This is a genomic window from Streptomyces sp. NPDC040622, assembly GCF_055593965.1.
Genome location: NZ_JBVIXD010000015.1, coordinates 47,679 through 62,488, shown reverse-complemented (window position 1 = coordinate 62,488; position 14,810 = coordinate 47,679). Strand labels below are relative to the sequence as shown.

The window sequence follows — 14,810 nt, the reverse complement described above, 5'->3', positions numbered from 1 at the left end:
CGTCAATCGTAGTAGGCGTCGGTGGGTACGTACGCCCCCCACACCTCCCGCAACGTGTCGCAGACCTCGCCGACAGTCGCCCGCGCGCAGGGCGTTCTTCATCGGATAGAGGATGTTGTTCGCGCCCTTAGCTGCCTTCTTGAGTGGGGACAGCGCGGCGTCGACGGCCTGTTGGTCGGGCTCGGCGCAGCCGTTCGGCTTGCTGGGCCGCGATCGCCGGGTCCACGCGTAGCGGCTCGTAGGGCTCCTCGGTGTCGAGCTGATAGCGGTTCACCCCGACGACGACCCGCTCTCCGGAGTCAGTCTCCTGCGCGATCCGGTACGCGGAACGCTCGATCTCCGACTTCTGGAACCCGTGCTCGATAGCGCTGACCGCGCCGCCGAGGTCCTGAACCTTCGCCATCATCGCGAGTGTCGCCACCGTGGATTCCACAACATGGAGAAGAAGCCGCGGCTCCCAATGCGTGCAGGAGGCCGTCCACGGGGGGATGCTGGAGACATGAGCGATCTCACCTGGTATGCGGCCAATCTGGTGCAGTTGAGCGCCCCTTCGATCTCGTCGGGACAGCACGAGCGGGAGGGCGACCGGAAGGCCTCGATCAACGGTGCGCGGGTCGCCTTCGACGGAGCGTTCCTGCACATCCAGCCGGATACGGAAGGGGCCCCGGTGACGGTCGTCCCCTCGACCTCCCTCAATCGCCTGACGTATGACCTGTCCCGCTGAGTGGCAGGGGCATCCTGGAGGGGGGCGGGCGGTGCCCTGAGGGTGAGCGCCCCCACCTGCGCCGTCCGGGTGCGATCAATACCTCACCGACCACACGCGGCAGGCATTGTTTTCAGACAATTTCTCGACTCTCGGCCACACCGCAGAACCTAGGACAACCGTTCCTCTGTCGGGCGTGTCACACCTAGCAGGAAGAAACGCTTGAAGTGACCCAAGGGGGAGATATGCGACTTACGCGTGCCATGCTGTCCGTGGCTGCGGTGACCGCGCTGGCGGCGGGCTCCACGGTGGTTCTGGTGTCACCGGCATCCGCGGCGGCGAACACCACCCCGCAGAAGGTCTGCGGCAGCAGCTACAAGACCGTCAACTCCGCGCCGGTGGGTTCGCTGGGTACCGTCTACCTGACGTACAACTCTTCCAACGGCCGCAACTGCGTTGCCACCATCCGCAGTTCTCCCGGAAGCGCCGTGGACACGGGGACGTGGATCTACGTCGCCGACACCGACCAGGGGGCCTCCGACTCCGGCAACTACACGTCCTACGCCGGGCCGGCCACCGTCTACGGCAAGGGTCACTGCGTCGACTGGGGCGGCAACATCAAGAACGTCTACGTATCCGTCTACGGCTCCAACTGTGCCGCACTGAAGGAGAAGCGGGTCACTACCATCCGCTGAGGCCTTGGGTCTCCGCGCCCGCTGCGTACGACGTCGCAGTGGGGCTGCGAGGGCTGAGGAACCGGTCAGGCGTGGAAGGGGGCTCGGCGCTGAGTGCAGCGCCGAGCCCCCTTCCAGACGTCACGCCGCCTGTCCCGATCGGCACCTGCGAAAGATCGGCGCGTCGGCTCCGGGCTCGGTCGGCCGCATGAACTCAGCCCGGTGAAAAGGACAATTCAGGAGAGCTCCGATGCCGTGCTCGCTCCAGCCACGCAGGGAGCATCCTCCTGAACCCGACGGCAGTCACCAGCGAACAGTGGACGGCTCCCGTCGGCCGGGTTCACCCACTGGCTTCGCACGGCTGGCGCTGACTCTGAACCGTCTTGGCCCCGAACAGGTGGGAACGGCGGGTCGTGCGACGAGCGCGCCGGGTCGCCGCCCCCGGGCCGACCGGAGCCTGGCTTGGCGAACGGGGTGGGAGACCACGACGACATGCCTACCGGGACGGCGAGTCGTCCTACAACTGGCCGGTGCTGATCGGTAGTCAGGCGCTGGAATGGGTGGATCCCAGGGACCCACGGCTGTTTCCCGAAGGGAACGTTCAGGCTGGACGGTCCCCGGTAGAGCCAGTGATCGAAGTGCTTCACAATGGCGCGATGGATCATCACTTCGTCGGTATCCCGGAGGTGACCGCGGTTCCTCGCGTCGCGGTCGTCATCGATGTCATGCGGGCCTTCACCGTGGCTGCCTGGGCCTTCGCGCGTGGCGTCGAGAGGATCGTTCTCGCCGAGACGGAGAGGGAGGCGCTTGCCTTGAAAGCCGGCCACTCCGGGTGGCTGGCCCTGAAGGACGGGGCGCCGGCGGCGGGCTTCGACGCGGTGAACTCGCCCGGCCTGCTGAGGTCCCGCGATCTCATGGGGCGCACGCTGGTGCAGAAGACGACGGCAGGAACCGTCGGCGCGCTCGCCGTCGCGGACGCGCCGCTGGTCCTGTGTGCGAGCTTCGTGGTGGCCGGTCCGACCGCACAGTTCCTGCGGACCGAGAATGCAGGGCCGGTGACGTTCGTCGTCACGGGTGAGGGAGGCCGGGCAGAGGAGGACCTGGCCTGCGCTGAGTACATAGGTCAGTGCGTGGACGGGGGCCGGCCCGAGGCCGCCCCCTACCTCCACCGCGCGAGGGCTTCGCGCGCCGCGGCCGACCTCGCCGCAGGGTTGCGGAGCGGATACGACCCGGACGATGTCGATCTCTGCCTGGAAGTCGACAGATTCCCCTTTGCGATGGTGGCTCGTCGGGAAGAGTCCCTTCTGGCGCTCCGTCCTATTGAGGTGCCTGACTTCCTGTCCGGTCGCGCCCGGCCGTAGTGGCATGGCCGGGCGCGAGGGCGCGACCGTTTCCGCCCCATGGGGGAGGCGGCGGCAGCGGTCAGGGACCACGGCCCCCGTACTCGGCGCCTAAGAACGCAGGTCCTTGCGGAAGACCGTCGAGCTGTGCCGGACTGTCATGCCCACTCCTCGATACAGGCCGAGCGCACCGGTGTCCGAATGGGTCCACAGGGTGCAGGAACTGCGGCCCGCCCGATGGAACGCGCGGAACGTGTGGCGCAGCAGCAGCCGGGCGATCCCTTGGCCACGGTGACCGGCATGCACGGCGACCTGCTCCAGGTGCCCCTCCTTCGCGTCCGGACCGTCCAAGGCCATTACCGCGCCCACCAGTTGACCGCCTACGAAGGCCAGAGTCGACTGCGCCGGAGCGAACCCCGGGCGCTCGACGGTGTGAGTGGCCCACTCCTCGTACGCCTGGCGTCGCTCCTGCCACTCGTCGAAGGCGTCCTGGACGAGTACGTGCGCTACGGGTGCGTCGCCGCTCCGGAAGTGACGCACTGTGACGCCCGTCGGCGGCTCCGGCACCGAGGGCTCGTCCCGCATGGCGAACTCCAACAGCCACGACGTGACCAGCGGTTCGTACCCGTGAGAGCCCAGAAGCGCGACCGCCTCGGCATCGGCGTCCGGCACGGTCTGCACCATCTGGTGGCCACCGGTCTGGCGCGCCCGCGCATGGGCCCACATCAGCAGTGCCGAGCCCAGCCCCCGGCCCCGATGCGCCGGATGCACGTCGATCTCGCAGCGCCGGTCCACCCAGGCCCGGGCCACCAGACGCCCCGCCCGGTCAAGGACGAGCACGGTGTCCCGCTCCAGCACCAGACCCGGCCGCGCGAGATGTGCGGCGACGGCCCCGACGTCTCTCTGCACTCGCCCGTACACCTCCCGATCGCAGTCCGTGACCAGGGCGTGGAGCGCAGGGACGTCATGGGCGCTCGCGGACCGTGAACGGTAGCCGGGCGGCAGGGCGGGGACGACGAAGGGCATCAACCGACTCTCTCACCACGCCCCGGAATCTCGGTCGGTCGCGCCTACTTCACGCCAGGTCTGAACCAACCCGAAGTGCCCATTTCGTCCATTCCCTCAGCCGCGTCCACCAGAAGCGCCGACAACGACAGGAGCGCAGGCGGCACACTTGCCACCCCACCGACCGGGAACCCGTCGCCTGACGGCGAGGCGCCTCGGCTCGGACCTCGGGCGGCGCACAACTATTCGTACGCCACAGGTGTCTCCATGATGAACCCCGTCATCGTGGAGGAACCGTGCGTGTACGAACCGTCGCCATCGCCGCGTCCATAGCGGCAGCGGCAGCCACCGGCACCACCCTCGCCCCCACGGCGTCCGGGGCGTCCGGGGAGACCACCGCGACCGGGAAGGCGACCGCGTACGACTTCAACGGCGACGGCTACGCCGACGTCGTCACCGCCACCCCGAAGGCCGTCGTCGGCGGGCGGACGAACGCGGGCAGCCTTGTGGTCAGTTACGGCTCCGCCGCCGGCACCTCGACCTCGCGCGCCGTCGTCCTCAGCCAGAGCTCCGCCGATGTGCCCGGAGTGTCCGAGGCGGGCGACCGCTTCGGTGCCCGGACGGCGAGCGGCGACGTGGACGGCGACGGCTACGACGACCTCGTCGTCACCGCCCCCGGTGAGGCGGTCACCGGCCACACCAACGCCGGTGCCGTCACTGTCCTGTGGGGCGGTTCGGGCGGCCTCGGGAAGACCGCCACGGCGCTCTCCAACACTGCCGACGTACCGGGCTTCGGTCGGGATGTGGCCATCGGTGACCTCGACGGTGACGGTGGCGCCAACCTCGCCGTCCTGGCGGACCGGAAAATCCTCACCTACGCGGACGGCATCTCGCGCACCGCGCCCGCCGCGCCCACGGCCGTCACCGGCGGCCTCGCCGACGTGTCCGCGCGGTCCCTCGTCACCGGCGACTTCACCGGGTCCGGCAGTGACGGCCTTGTCGTCGTCGGTTCGGCGGACGAGTGCGACGCGAGCGTCTGCCCCTGGCTCGGGTACTACACCGGCGGCCCCGGCGGCGTCACCTACCGGTCGAACCTGTCGAGGGGCGCGTACGTCGCCGCGGCGGCCGTGGGAGACATCAACGCCGACGGTCACGACGACCTGATCACCGGGCAGGCCGGGCTGTTCCCGGACGGTGTCGACGACCCTTCGGGCGGGGCCGGTTACGTCACCATCCGCTACGGCCACCCGGACGGCCCCGGCAAGGTCGACACCGTCGACCACAGCCAGAACACTTACGGCATCCCCGGCACCGACGAGGCGGGCGACGGCTTCGGCTCGGCCCTCGCCGTGGGCGACATGACCGGGGACGGTATCGACGACATCGCGGTCGGCACGCCGTACGAGACCGTCGACGGGGTGAAGCGCACGGGTTCCGCCTATGTCATGAAGGGTGGCGACTACGGCGTCGACCTCGGCACCAATGTCCGCTACGAGTCGTACGCCGGGGTCCCCGGTGCCGCCGAGGCGAACGACTACTTCGGCTCCGATGTCTCCCTCGTCGACGCCAACGGTGACGGCCACGCCGAACTCGTCGTCGCGGCCCGCGGTGAGGACGTGAACGCCGGCTCCGCCTCCGACGGCGCGAACTGGGTGATTCCCGCCTCGGGGGAGAGCCTGTCGCGGACCGGCAACAAGTCCTTCAGCGCCGACGACTTCGGGCTCACCTTCACCGACCGGGAGTTCGGCTCCGTGCTCGGCGACTGACGGCGAAGCGGCCGCGCCCGGACACGCCTCGGACATGCGGACAGCCCGATCTCGCACGCAGAGCCAGTCATCCTTGGCGCTTGCCGCGAAGGTTTACCCCGGCTCAGCTCCTCGGTGGACGAAGTGATGTACCCCGAGGGGAACCTCCTGTTCGGCGACCACGCGGTCGCGGTGGGCGAGGCCCTCGGGGAAGTTGCGCCCGGTGTCCACGTGTAGCAGCGGGAAGGGGAGGGGGCCGCCGCGGGGGCGAACGCCTTGCGCGCCAGGTGCAGCATGGCGATGGAGTCCTTGCCGCCGGAGAAGAGGATCCCGGCTTCTCGAACTCGCCCGCCACCTCGCGGAAGATGTGCGCCGCCTCGTACTCCAGGGCGTCCAGGTGGCTGAGCGGGTACGGGGTTTTCTCCGGCGGGAGAGCCGACGGGGCGGCTTCGAAGACGGTGTTCCTGCCGGCCTCCTCGCGGCGGCAGTTGCCGCACGGCCGCCGCCGATTCCCGCACGGTCTGGTGGTGGGATTCCAGACGCAGCCGGGCGCCTCGTGAGCCTCGGCAGGGTCGTCGACGCCGGTTAGCCCGGAGAGCTCGCCGCCCGCCTGTCGGGCGTACAGGCCCTTCGCATCGCCCGTCCCGGGCAGCGGGGCGGGCGATGCCGAGGCGAGGGCGGGTAAGTGCCGACTTCCGGTTGGTCCATGCCTGTGACGGATGCCCGTCCGCTACTGCTCGTCCCGAGGGCACTCGTACTGTCCGCCGGGACCCCAACGAGTGACCGGACCATGATCGTTCTGTTTGAAGGCGCCACAGTGCAGGACCAACCTCTGTCCTTGCGGAGTGTGATGGAGGACGACGAGCGCCTTGTCCAGCGGGGGACTGGATCCGTGCCGCGCCGGTATGCGGATCTCCCCGCTGACGCCCTCAAACCGGAGTCCTTCGTCGAGCTTGGACTTGACGCCCTCCGCGTCGACGGCGTTCACGCTCGTGTACTCCTTGTCCGCCGCTGAGGAGAGGACCTTCATGGCATCGTGTGCCAGGGCCACATGACCGTCGTTGATCCAGCGATCCCGATCGGTGTAGCGGCGGATGTAGCGCGCGATGAAGTCCTTGGCCTGGCCGTTCTCGTCGGGATGCCCGTCGGGCAGCACGTGCACGGTGTGGTAGAGCCGCAGCCACGTCTTGTCGAAGTACTCGCCGCTGAGTGCGGCATTGGTGAGTTCGTTGCTGCCGATCACCGTCAGAGGTATGCCGGCGCAGCCGGAGTCGGGGCCGTAGGCGTTGACGAACTTGATGAAGTTGTCGACGCGAGAGGCCCAGTAGACGACGGTGCGGCGGTCTCCCTTGACGACGTCGCACACGTGCTGGGCGGTGTCCTGGGCCGAGACATCCGTACCTTCGCCACCGGGAAAGGCCCAGGTCTCCGTACCCCCGCCGAAGTTGTGGACGAACTTGGCGCCCAGTTCGTGGGTGTAGAGGTCATTGGGGTCCTTGACCACGAGGGCCCGCGTCGACGTCTGGCAGCGTCCGGGGCGCGTTTCGATGATGTTGCCGTGCCGGGCGAACTGCGCGACGACGGCTGTCTCCCGACTGTTGTCCGGGGACATCGGCCGGTAATAGTCACCGGCCTTCTGCATCGCGTCCGCCGTGGCCGTCGTTCCGATCACCGGAACCTTCCCGTTGCTCAGTATCCGAGCGGCCTCCTTGGTCTGCGCCCGGCTCTCCCGGAACCCGATGACACCGACGATGGTCCTGCTGTCCTGCCGCTCCTTGTTGGCTTCGGCATCCCGGACGACGTCGCGGGCGTGCCGTACGACGTTCTTGAACTTGCGTCCGGTGTCGCGGACTTCGACGTACAGCCGAATCCGGTCCGCGTCCTCGGACGCCAGTCGGTTCAGTTCCTCCTGGGCCAGGAGGATGCCGCGCAGTTCGGGGATCATCCCGTTCATGACCACCTGGTCCGGGTCGGGATCCACCCCTCCGCCCAGGTAGACCACCCGGCGCACCGGCTTGTGGAACTTCTTCTGTGCGGTGAGCGCCTTGGCATTGAGGCCTCTGATCGCCTTGATGGCCTCGTCGTACTGTTCGTGAGGGCTCTTGCCCTCATCCCCGGCCGACGGCACTGTGTCCGGATCGGCCTGCCCCTTCACCAGCGCTCCGTCCAGGCAGTGCTGGGCCGGCGGCACGACCCACCCGTACAAGAGCGTGGAGAGCACGGCGAGGGCCAGGCCACCGGCAGCCATTTCGCCGATCACTTCTGCCCGTGGCCCCCAGCGGAAGTTCTTCACGGGGGCCGGATGCAGACGCTCCCCCTGTTCAGGTGCCTCACCTGGGGCTGGAGGAGGCGGCCGTCGCGCGGTCACGACCAGAGGCGGCGGGGTGCTCGGGGCGGCGTCCGCGATCAGCCGGTCCGCCGCGTCATTCAAGTCCTGGCAGCGCGGCCAGGCCGCCTTCGCGTAGGCGTTGGCATGCCCGGCGCCCACCAGGAGCAGGGAGGCGCTTCCCGCCTCGGCACCGACCTTGATGTACGTGTCGAGGAAACGCCGCGTGAGCTCCGCCCCGGGTGTGCCCGCAGGCGGAAGGTCGAAGAGCACCACGCGCCGTGACCTGCGGCGGCGGGCCCAGGCACCGAACCGGCCCGGCCTGGCGCGGGCCAGGTCCGCGACCAGGGCGCGGAACAGCAGTTCCTCCAGGGTTTCCAACTGCCCCTGTGGGCCGCCGTCCTGCAGGGTCAACAGGTTGCTCATGCACTCGAAGAAGCGGCCCGAGGCATCGATGCCCCGCCAGGACACGAGCCAGCTGCGCCTGGACCGGATGAGCCGCCAGCTCCACCAGTTCGCCCAGCACCAGCGGGGGAAGGTGTGGAACATGGGCTCGCCGACCACGAGCCAGACCTTGTCGAGCCAGCCGCCCACAGGGGCGGATTCCGCGCAGCTGATCCTCGTCAACGCGCCGAGCAGTCCGCTGTGGGCGCGCAGCGAGTAGACGTGGTCGCGCAGCGGCTTCTCTTCCAGGAGGCGGAGATCGCCTTCGGCCGTCTCGGGTGGGGTCTGCACCGCCCGAGCGCGCTCCACGAGGTCCTTCATGATCCGGAAGGTCCTCAGCCGCAGCTTCCCGACCCGCAGTGGACTCACCCCGTCCAGGCCGGCGCCCGCGCACAGGGCCAGTGAGGGCAACTGTGTGTGAGGGGGTGCCGGGGCGGTTGGCCGTGAGGGGAGCCGGGTGTAGGCGACCAGCTTCTGTTCCGGGCCGAGGACGAAGGCGAGCTTGTTCAGGAGCTCGTCGGCGAAGGCCTCGTCCGCGGTGTCGAGCAGCAGTGCGGGCAGGACCTTGTGCCGCAGGCTCCGCCATTCGGTCCGGGAAGGGGCCACCGCCTTCCGGAAGACGGGCAGGAAGTCACGTGATCCGCGGAAGGCCGGAAAGCGTTGCCGTGATCCGCGCGTAGGTAGGGGCTGATGCATGGAAAGCCTCCGTTGTCCTCCATGGCATGAGGGCGGGCGCCCACAGGGGCGCGGCCTGTTCAGAGCAGTTCGGTGCCGCGCGTTTCGGGAAGACCCAGCAGCGAGAGATAGGCCAGCGCGTAGCCCGCGGCGGCGAACCCGAGGGCGCCGCCGACGCCCCAGCTGTCGGACAGGAAGCCGACGAGGGTGGGGAAGACGGCTCCCACGGCCCGGCCCGTGTTGTACGTGAAGCCTTGTCCGGTGCCGCGGACCTCGGTGGGGTAGAGCTCGGCGAGGAAGGATCCAAAGCTGGAGAAGATCGCCGACATGCAGAATCCCAGCGGGAAGCCGAGCAGCAGGGAGACTTCGTCCCAGTCTCCGGGTACTTGGGAGTAGCACAGCACGCACAGGGCCGACAGCACGGCGAAGGTCTGGATGGTCGGCCGGCGGCCGATGCGGTCGGCGAGGTGTGCGCCCGTCACGTAACCGGAGAAGGCACCGATGATCTGCACGACGAGGAACCCCCCGACGCCGGTCACCGAGAGGCCGCGTTCGTCGTGGAGGTACTTGGGAATCCAGGTGGCCAGCGTGTAGTAGCCGCCCTGGACGCCCGTGGACAGCAGACCGGCCAGCAGGGTCGTCCGCAGCAGCGGGCCGCGGAAGATGGCGACGAAGGCGAGCGGGCGGACCGGGCCTGCGGACTTGAGGCGCTGTGCGGCGACGGGAGCGTCCTTGACGCTGCGCCGGACATAGAACACGAGTAACGCGGGGAGCGCGCCGGTGAAGAAGAGCACCCGCCAGGCCAGGTCGTCGTCGACCAGCTGGTAGACCACGGTGTAGGTGATCACCGCCAGCCCCCAGCCGACGGCCCAGGCCGACTGGACCCAGCCGAGGGTGCGGCCGCGGTGCCTTGTCGAGGCGTACTCCGCCACCAAGACCGCGCCGACCGCCCATTCCCCGCCGAAGCCGAGACCCTGCAGGGCCCGAAAGGCCAGCAGGGTTCCGAAGTCCTGCGCGAAACCGCAGGCCACCGTGAAGACGGCGTACACGCTGACGGTCCAGACCAGTGCGCGCACCCGGCCCACCCGGTCGGCGAACACGCCCGCCAAGGCACCGCCCACCGCGGAGACCAGCAGGGTCACCGTGGCCAGCAGCCCGGTCTGGCCGTTGCCGAGCCCGAAGTAGGCGCCGATGGCTGCGAGGCTCAGCGGCAGCACGTAGAAGTCGTAGGAGTCCAGGCCATAGCCGCCATACGCGCCGGCGAAGGCCCGCCGCCCGTCGGGGCCGAGCTCGTGGAACCAGGCGAACCGGCGGTGATCGAGCGGCCGGTGCACCTGATCGGCGCGTTCGGATGCTGTGGTTTCACCCCGGGAAGCGGCCTGCTGCTCGGAGGTGGCCTTGTCCGGCGAGGGAGAACTCGTACTCATGGCCATGCACCTCTCAAAGTGCTTTCTGGAGCCGCGAGTTGATGGTTCGTCACCGTAGAGGATTGGTGAACAATCCGACAAGAGGATGCGTCATTGTTCCGCTGGGAGGGGTGTCATATGGTCAGCCAAGAGGTCTGCGGAAGGGGCACCCATGAGCAGTCAGGCGAAGCACCTGGCCGACGACAAATACCTGCTGGTGCGGTCGACCATCTCCGAGCGGGTGGCGGACTTGCTGCGCACGCGCATCGGAGAGGGACACTTCAAGCCTGGCGCAAAACTGTCGGAGGACGAGATCTGCACCGCCCTCGACGTCTCCCGCAACACCCTGCGAGAAGCGTTTCGACTCCTGTCCCACGAGCGCCTGCTGGTCCACGAGCTCAACCGAGGCGTCTTCGTGCGCAGTCCGAGCCCGGCCGACGTCGCCGACATCTACCACGTGCGCCTCTTGGTCGAATGCGCCGTCGTCCGTTCGCTGGGGGCCCCGCCCTACGACCTTCGCGGACTGGCCGAAGCAGTCGAGGACGGCGAGCGGGCGACCCGGCAGGAGGACTGGGACGCACTGGGCACCGCGAACTTCCACTTCCACCGCGAACTCGTCGCCCTGGCCGGCAGCCCCCGCATCGACGAAGCCATGCGCACGGTCCTGGCCGAACTCCGTCTGGCCTTCCACGCCTTGGACGATCCGCAGGCGCTGCACAGCCCCTACCTCGAACGCAACCGTGCCCTGCTGGAAACGCTGGGGAAGGGTGACACGACCCGTGCCGAAGAGCTGCTGGAACGCTATCTCGCGCACTCGAGCGACAACCTGACCCGCGCGACGAACAATCAGACCTGACGCGGCTTCGCCGCCTCTTGGCCCGTACTGCGCATGGGAGGTACCGACGGCGCCTCCCATGGCGGACCGTGACGGTCCAGGACCGTGACGGTCCACTGTCGAGCGAGCGCGGTTCCCCGCGGAGCACGCCGTGCCGGTTCGCGCCCTGCCCTGGTCCGTCGAGCCGACGGACGGCTTCGACGGCCGGCAGACCTGACGGTTTCACAGTCGCCCCGACACCCCGGCTGGAGCAGCGGCCGGACCGAGCGGACGACCGCGCCGCACGCCCGGCACCTGGAGAAGGACCGAGCGGACGCCGGCGCTGCCCGCCCGGGCTGCACGCCCGGCACCTGGAGAAGCCGGCCCACGTGACCAGCCACGCGTACGGGGAGGACTTCAGGCCGGTCCTTGCCGCCAGGCGGCGGGCCCGAACGGGCAACGGCCCCGACCGGATCCCAAGGAGGCCGGTCGGGGCCGTCGCGCCCGCACGGGGCCCAGTCTGCGGGGGTGCACCCGGGTCCGCGGTTCTGTACCCGCTTCAACGACGGCATCTCCCTTCGCGTCACGAGCCCGTCCGGGAATCGCGCGGGCCGTTCCGGGTGGTGTCGGGCGGCTGCGACGACTCTGCTCAGGTCCCACTTCAGAGGGGCGGGGAGTTCGGTCCGGCCTTCCCTGCGCGAGTTCTCCAGTGGACCAGGTTCAGGAATCAGGCGGCGATCGGGGCTTCGTGCCCGGCGTTCCTCGCCGACGCCCGTGCCCGGGGGCAGGACGCATACTCCAGACCGGGGACCCGGGACAGCTTCTGGGCGGAAACGTCCCTTATCTGGTTGACCGAATCGACGGCGGCCTGCACCAGATCGGGCCGTTCTCCTGCGCCACCGGCGAGTGGGAGGCCGACTACCGCAGGCGCATCCGGAGGCAGCCCACGCGCACGGCCGTCGATGATCTACATGACGAGCTCCGCCGAGCGGCGGCCGACCAAGATCGGATCATCGCCATGCACCTGTTGCGGCAACGTGTTCCGAGCCTGACCCACGCCGAATTCATTGAGTACGTGATCGCCCTTCAGGCCGGCCCCGCGCCAGAGCACCTCGTCGCTGTCGCATACGAGTCCCTCGTTCCGTCTCTTGACCCTGATCTCTCAGTGGAGACGATTCACCCCGGACGGAACTCCGAGGCTGAGCTCACCCGGCCGGCCCGTGGTCCGCGCGGTCTCGGTCGTCTCGTGCCGGCGGTCCACGTCCGCAACGAAGGCTCATGCTCGTCTGGAGTCACAGCCCCGGGGTACCCGAACGGCGTGCCGGCCCCCTGCAAGCACCTTTGAGTCCCCGGATGAGCCACCAGAACTGCGAGGCCAGATGACCGCCAAGCCGCCGACCGAGCAAGCGTCGAGCACCCCAGCATCGGCCGAGCGAGTACCAGGCGAGCCAGCCCCGAACGAGCAGGCTCCGAGCAACACGCCCTCGACAGGCAAGGACCAGGGTAAGGATCAGGACAAGGGCCAGGACAAGGACAAGCATCAGGGCAAGGACAAGCATCAGGGCAAGGACAAGCATCAGGGCAAGGACAAGCATCAGGGCAAGGACAAGGATCAGGAGACGAAGACCACCGTCTGGGTGGCGCTCGCTGCGAACCTGGTCATCGCCCTGGCCAAGATGGCGGGCGGACTCTTCGCGGGTTCGCCCGCACTGCTCTCCGAGGCGGCCCACTCGATCGCCGACAGCATGAACGAGGTCTTCCTGCTGGCCGCCCTGCGCCGCAGCCGTAAACCGGCCGACCCTCAGCACCCCTTCGGCTACGGCAAGGAGCGCTTCTTCTGGTCGCTGCTCGCCGCGGTCGGTATTTTCGTCACCGGCGGCTGCTTCTCGATCTTCCAGGGCGTCGAGGCACTGAGCTCCGAGAGTTCAGAAACCACGACCGGCTACATCATCGGGCTCGTCGTACTCGGGGTCGCCTTCCTCGCCGAGGGCGCCTCCCTGGTCCGCGCGCTGTGGCAGGTGCGGCGACAGGAGGGTGGCATCGGCTCCGACCCGGCCCTGCGCACCGTCATCGCCGAGGACGGCACCGCCGTGCTCGGCGTGACCCTCGCCATGATCGGCATGGGCCTGCACATGGCAACCGGCGAAGTCGTCTACGAGGCGGCCGCCTCCATGGCGATCGGCCTGCTGCTCATCGCGGTGGCCTACCGCCTGGGCAAGGAAGCCAAGAAGCAGCTCATCGGCGAGTCCATCGACCCCGAACTGCGCGAGGAAATATGCCATTTCCTCGCCGAGCAGCCCGAGATCGACCGCGTCGCGACGCTGCTCACGATGCGGCTCGGCATGGACTCGACGCTCGTCGCCGCGCGCATCGACCTCGCGCCCGGCAGGGACAGCGAGGTAGTGGAACTCGTCATGGAGCGGATCAAGGCCGGCGTGGCCGAACGATGGCCGGAGGCCGATCAGGTGTTCCTCGACATCACCGAGGCGCCGCCCCTGCCGGGTACCGAGGTGGACCCGGACCTCACGGCCTCGTAGAAAAACTCGTAGAAAAACCCGTCCCACTACACCTGGACGGGGTCCCGTCCGGCGAAGCGTGAGCTGGACGGGCGGTGGTGGTCAGGATGTCCGCCCCCGGGCGCTGCTGAGACGCTCGGGGGCGGAAGTACACCAGGAGAAGGAAGAACCGCTCAGCATGACATCGGCCTGCGATCAGGACCTCGCCGCTCCGGCGAGACGATCGCTCGGACACAGCCTCATGAGGCTGCGAGGCTGCCATACCGGAGCGACGCTCTGCCCCCCTCACTCCTGCTCGAACTCGCCGACGGAAGACCGGTCGACGTCGCGTATCCCGCCGGAGACATGCTGACCTGGTCCGGTCAGTGACTCCTGGGTCGGGCTCAATCTCCGTGATCAGCGCTCGCACGCCGGCGCTGGATCAGGTCGGCCACGGCGGCCGGGCGGGCCAGGTAGGGAGAGTGGCTGGTGTCCCACACTTCCGTGCGCGAGCAACGCCCGGCGAAGCGGTCCGGAAGGGGTGTGGCGATGGTCCGGTCCCGCTGCCCGCGGAGGTAGGTCGACGGAGTGTCCCGCCAACTCACGTGAGTAGGCGTGGCGTCGAAGATCGACGGAGGCTCCGGTCGCAGCAACTCCACCGCCCGGGTGGCCGCCGGCTCGTCGATGTCGCCGTAGAGCTTGGCCCGGGCATCATCCGGGTCCAGGCGGAGCAGCCCGTCCGCGTCCGGCAGTGCGAGCAACCCTTCGCCGGGCCCACCTGGGTTCCCCGCCAGGATTTGGGCCGGGGATTCGTCGACGTCGAGAATCCAGCTGTTGAGAAAGACCAACGCGGCAGCACCACGGACCGTCCCCGCGGTGACACCTCCGAACGAATGCCCCACCACCACCGGCGGTCCCGACGAGCCGGAGACGATGGTCTCGACCCTCGCGGTACTCTCGGCGAGCGACAGCCCGTAGAGATCGGGCACCTCCACGGACAGATTCCGCGCGCGCAGCAGGGTGGCGAGTTCGGCGTAGTGAGCGGGCTGGTGCCAGGCTCCGTGAAGGATGATCACGTCAGTCACTTGCGCACATTAACCGTCGTAACCCGGCCGTCGTGACTACCCGGAGGGCACCTGTTCGGGCAGATCCGGGAGGACTTTCTCCACTGATCAGGACGTGA

The 14,810-nt window shown here is 68.8% G+C and carries 10 protein-coding genes and 2 pseudogenes; 6 read left to right on the top strand and 6 right to left on the bottom strand.

What is annotated here, in order from left to right; genetic code table 11:
- Positions 1–2 precede the first annotated feature (2 nt).
- Positions 3–412 (bottom strand): annotated as a pseudogene (locus tag ACZ592_RS34965) (methylmalonyl-CoA mutase family protein); the annotation flags it as partial.
- A gap of 87 nt (positions 413–499) precedes the next feature.
- On the opposite strand from ACZ592_RS34965, the gene ACZ592_RS34960 reads away from it, so the two are divergent.
- The 3 genes from ACZ592_RS34960 (at position 500) to ACZ592_RS34950 (ending at position 2,738) form a co-directional block, all read left to right on the top strand.
- Complete coding sequence (locus ACZ592_RS34960; RefSeq protein ID WP_471585739.1) at positions 500–724, top strand: hypothetical protein; 225 nt, start codon at positions 500–502, stop codon at positions 722–724.
- Positions 725–948: 224 nt separating this feature from the next.
- Positions 949–1,398: a spore-associated protein gene (locus ACZ592_RS34955; protein ID WP_471585738.1), complete on the top strand. Its 450-nt coding sequence runs from the start codon at positions 949–951 to the stop codon at positions 1,396–1,398.
- Positions 1,399–2,033: 635 nt separating this feature from the next.
- A complete protein-coding gene (locus tag ACZ592_RS34950; RefSeq protein ID WP_471585737.1) occupies positions 2,034–2,738 on the top strand; it encodes a 2-phosphosulfolactate phosphatase in 705 nt (234 codons plus the stop codon).
- Positions 2,739–2,828: 90 nt separating this feature from the next.
- Here the strand turns inward: ACZ592_RS34950 and ACZ592_RS34945 are convergent, their stop codons facing one another.
- On the bottom strand, positions 2,829–3,743 hold the full coding sequence (locus ACZ592_RS34945; RefSeq protein ID WP_471585736.1) for a GNAT family N-acetyltransferase: 915 nt from the start codon (positions 3,741–3,743) through the stop codon (positions 2,829–2,831).
- Positions 3,744–4,018: 275 nt separating this feature from the next.
- On the opposite strand from ACZ592_RS34945, the gene ACZ592_RS34940 reads away from it, so the two are divergent.
- Positions 4,019–5,488 (top strand): FG-GAP repeat protein, encoded by a 1,470-nt coding sequence (locus ACZ592_RS34940; RefSeq protein ID WP_471585735.1) that lies wholly within the window; start codon positions 4,019–4,021, stop codon positions 5,486–5,488.
- A 108-nt stretch (positions 5,489–5,596) separates the two neighbouring features.
- On the opposite strand, the pseudogene ACZ592_RS34935 reads toward ACZ592_RS34940, so the two are convergent.
- The 3 genes and pseudogenes from ACZ592_RS34935 to ACZ592_RS34925 all read right to left on the bottom strand — a co-directional run.
- Positions 5,597–5,864, bottom strand: a pseudogene (locus tag ACZ592_RS34935) (phosphoadenosine phosphosulfate reductase domain-containing protein); the annotation flags it as partial.
- Between the two features lie 333 nt (positions 5,865–6,197).
- Positions 6,198–8,843 (bottom strand): type 1 periplasmic-binding domain-containing protein, encoded by a 2,646-nt coding sequence (locus ACZ592_RS34930; RefSeq protein ID WP_471585734.1) that lies wholly within the window; start codon positions 8,841–8,843, stop codon positions 6,198–6,200.
- 149 nt (positions 8,844–8,992) lie between these two features.
- Complete coding sequence (locus ACZ592_RS34925) at positions 8,993–10,339, bottom strand: MFS transporter (RefSeq protein WP_471585733.1); 1,347 nt, start codon at positions 10,337–10,339, stop codon at positions 8,993–8,995.
- 151 nt (positions 10,340–10,490) lie between these two features.
- On the opposite strand from ACZ592_RS34925, the gene ACZ592_RS34920 reads away from it, so the two are divergent.
- Positions 10,491–11,174, top strand: a complete 684-nt coding sequence (locus tag ACZ592_RS34920; RefSeq protein WP_471585732.1) for a GntR family transcriptional regulator — start codon at positions 10,491–10,493, stop codon at positions 11,172–11,174.
- A gap of 1,337 nt (positions 11,175–12,511) precedes the next feature.
- Positions 12,512–13,669, top strand: a complete 1,158-nt coding sequence (locus tag ACZ592_RS34915) for a cation diffusion facilitator family transporter (protein WP_471585731.1) — start codon at positions 12,512–12,514, stop codon at positions 13,667–13,669.
- A gap of 362 nt (positions 13,670–14,031) precedes the next feature.
- Here ACZ592_RS34915 and ACZ592_RS34910 read toward each other — a convergent pair whose 3' ends face one another.
- Positions 14,032–14,712 carry an alpha/beta hydrolase gene (locus ACZ592_RS34910; protein ID WP_471585730.1) on the bottom strand — a complete coding sequence of 227 codons (681 nt, stop codon included), beginning with the start codon at positions 14,710–14,712 and terminating at the stop codon, positions 14,032–14,034.
- Positions 14,713–14,810 lie beyond the last annotated feature (98 nt).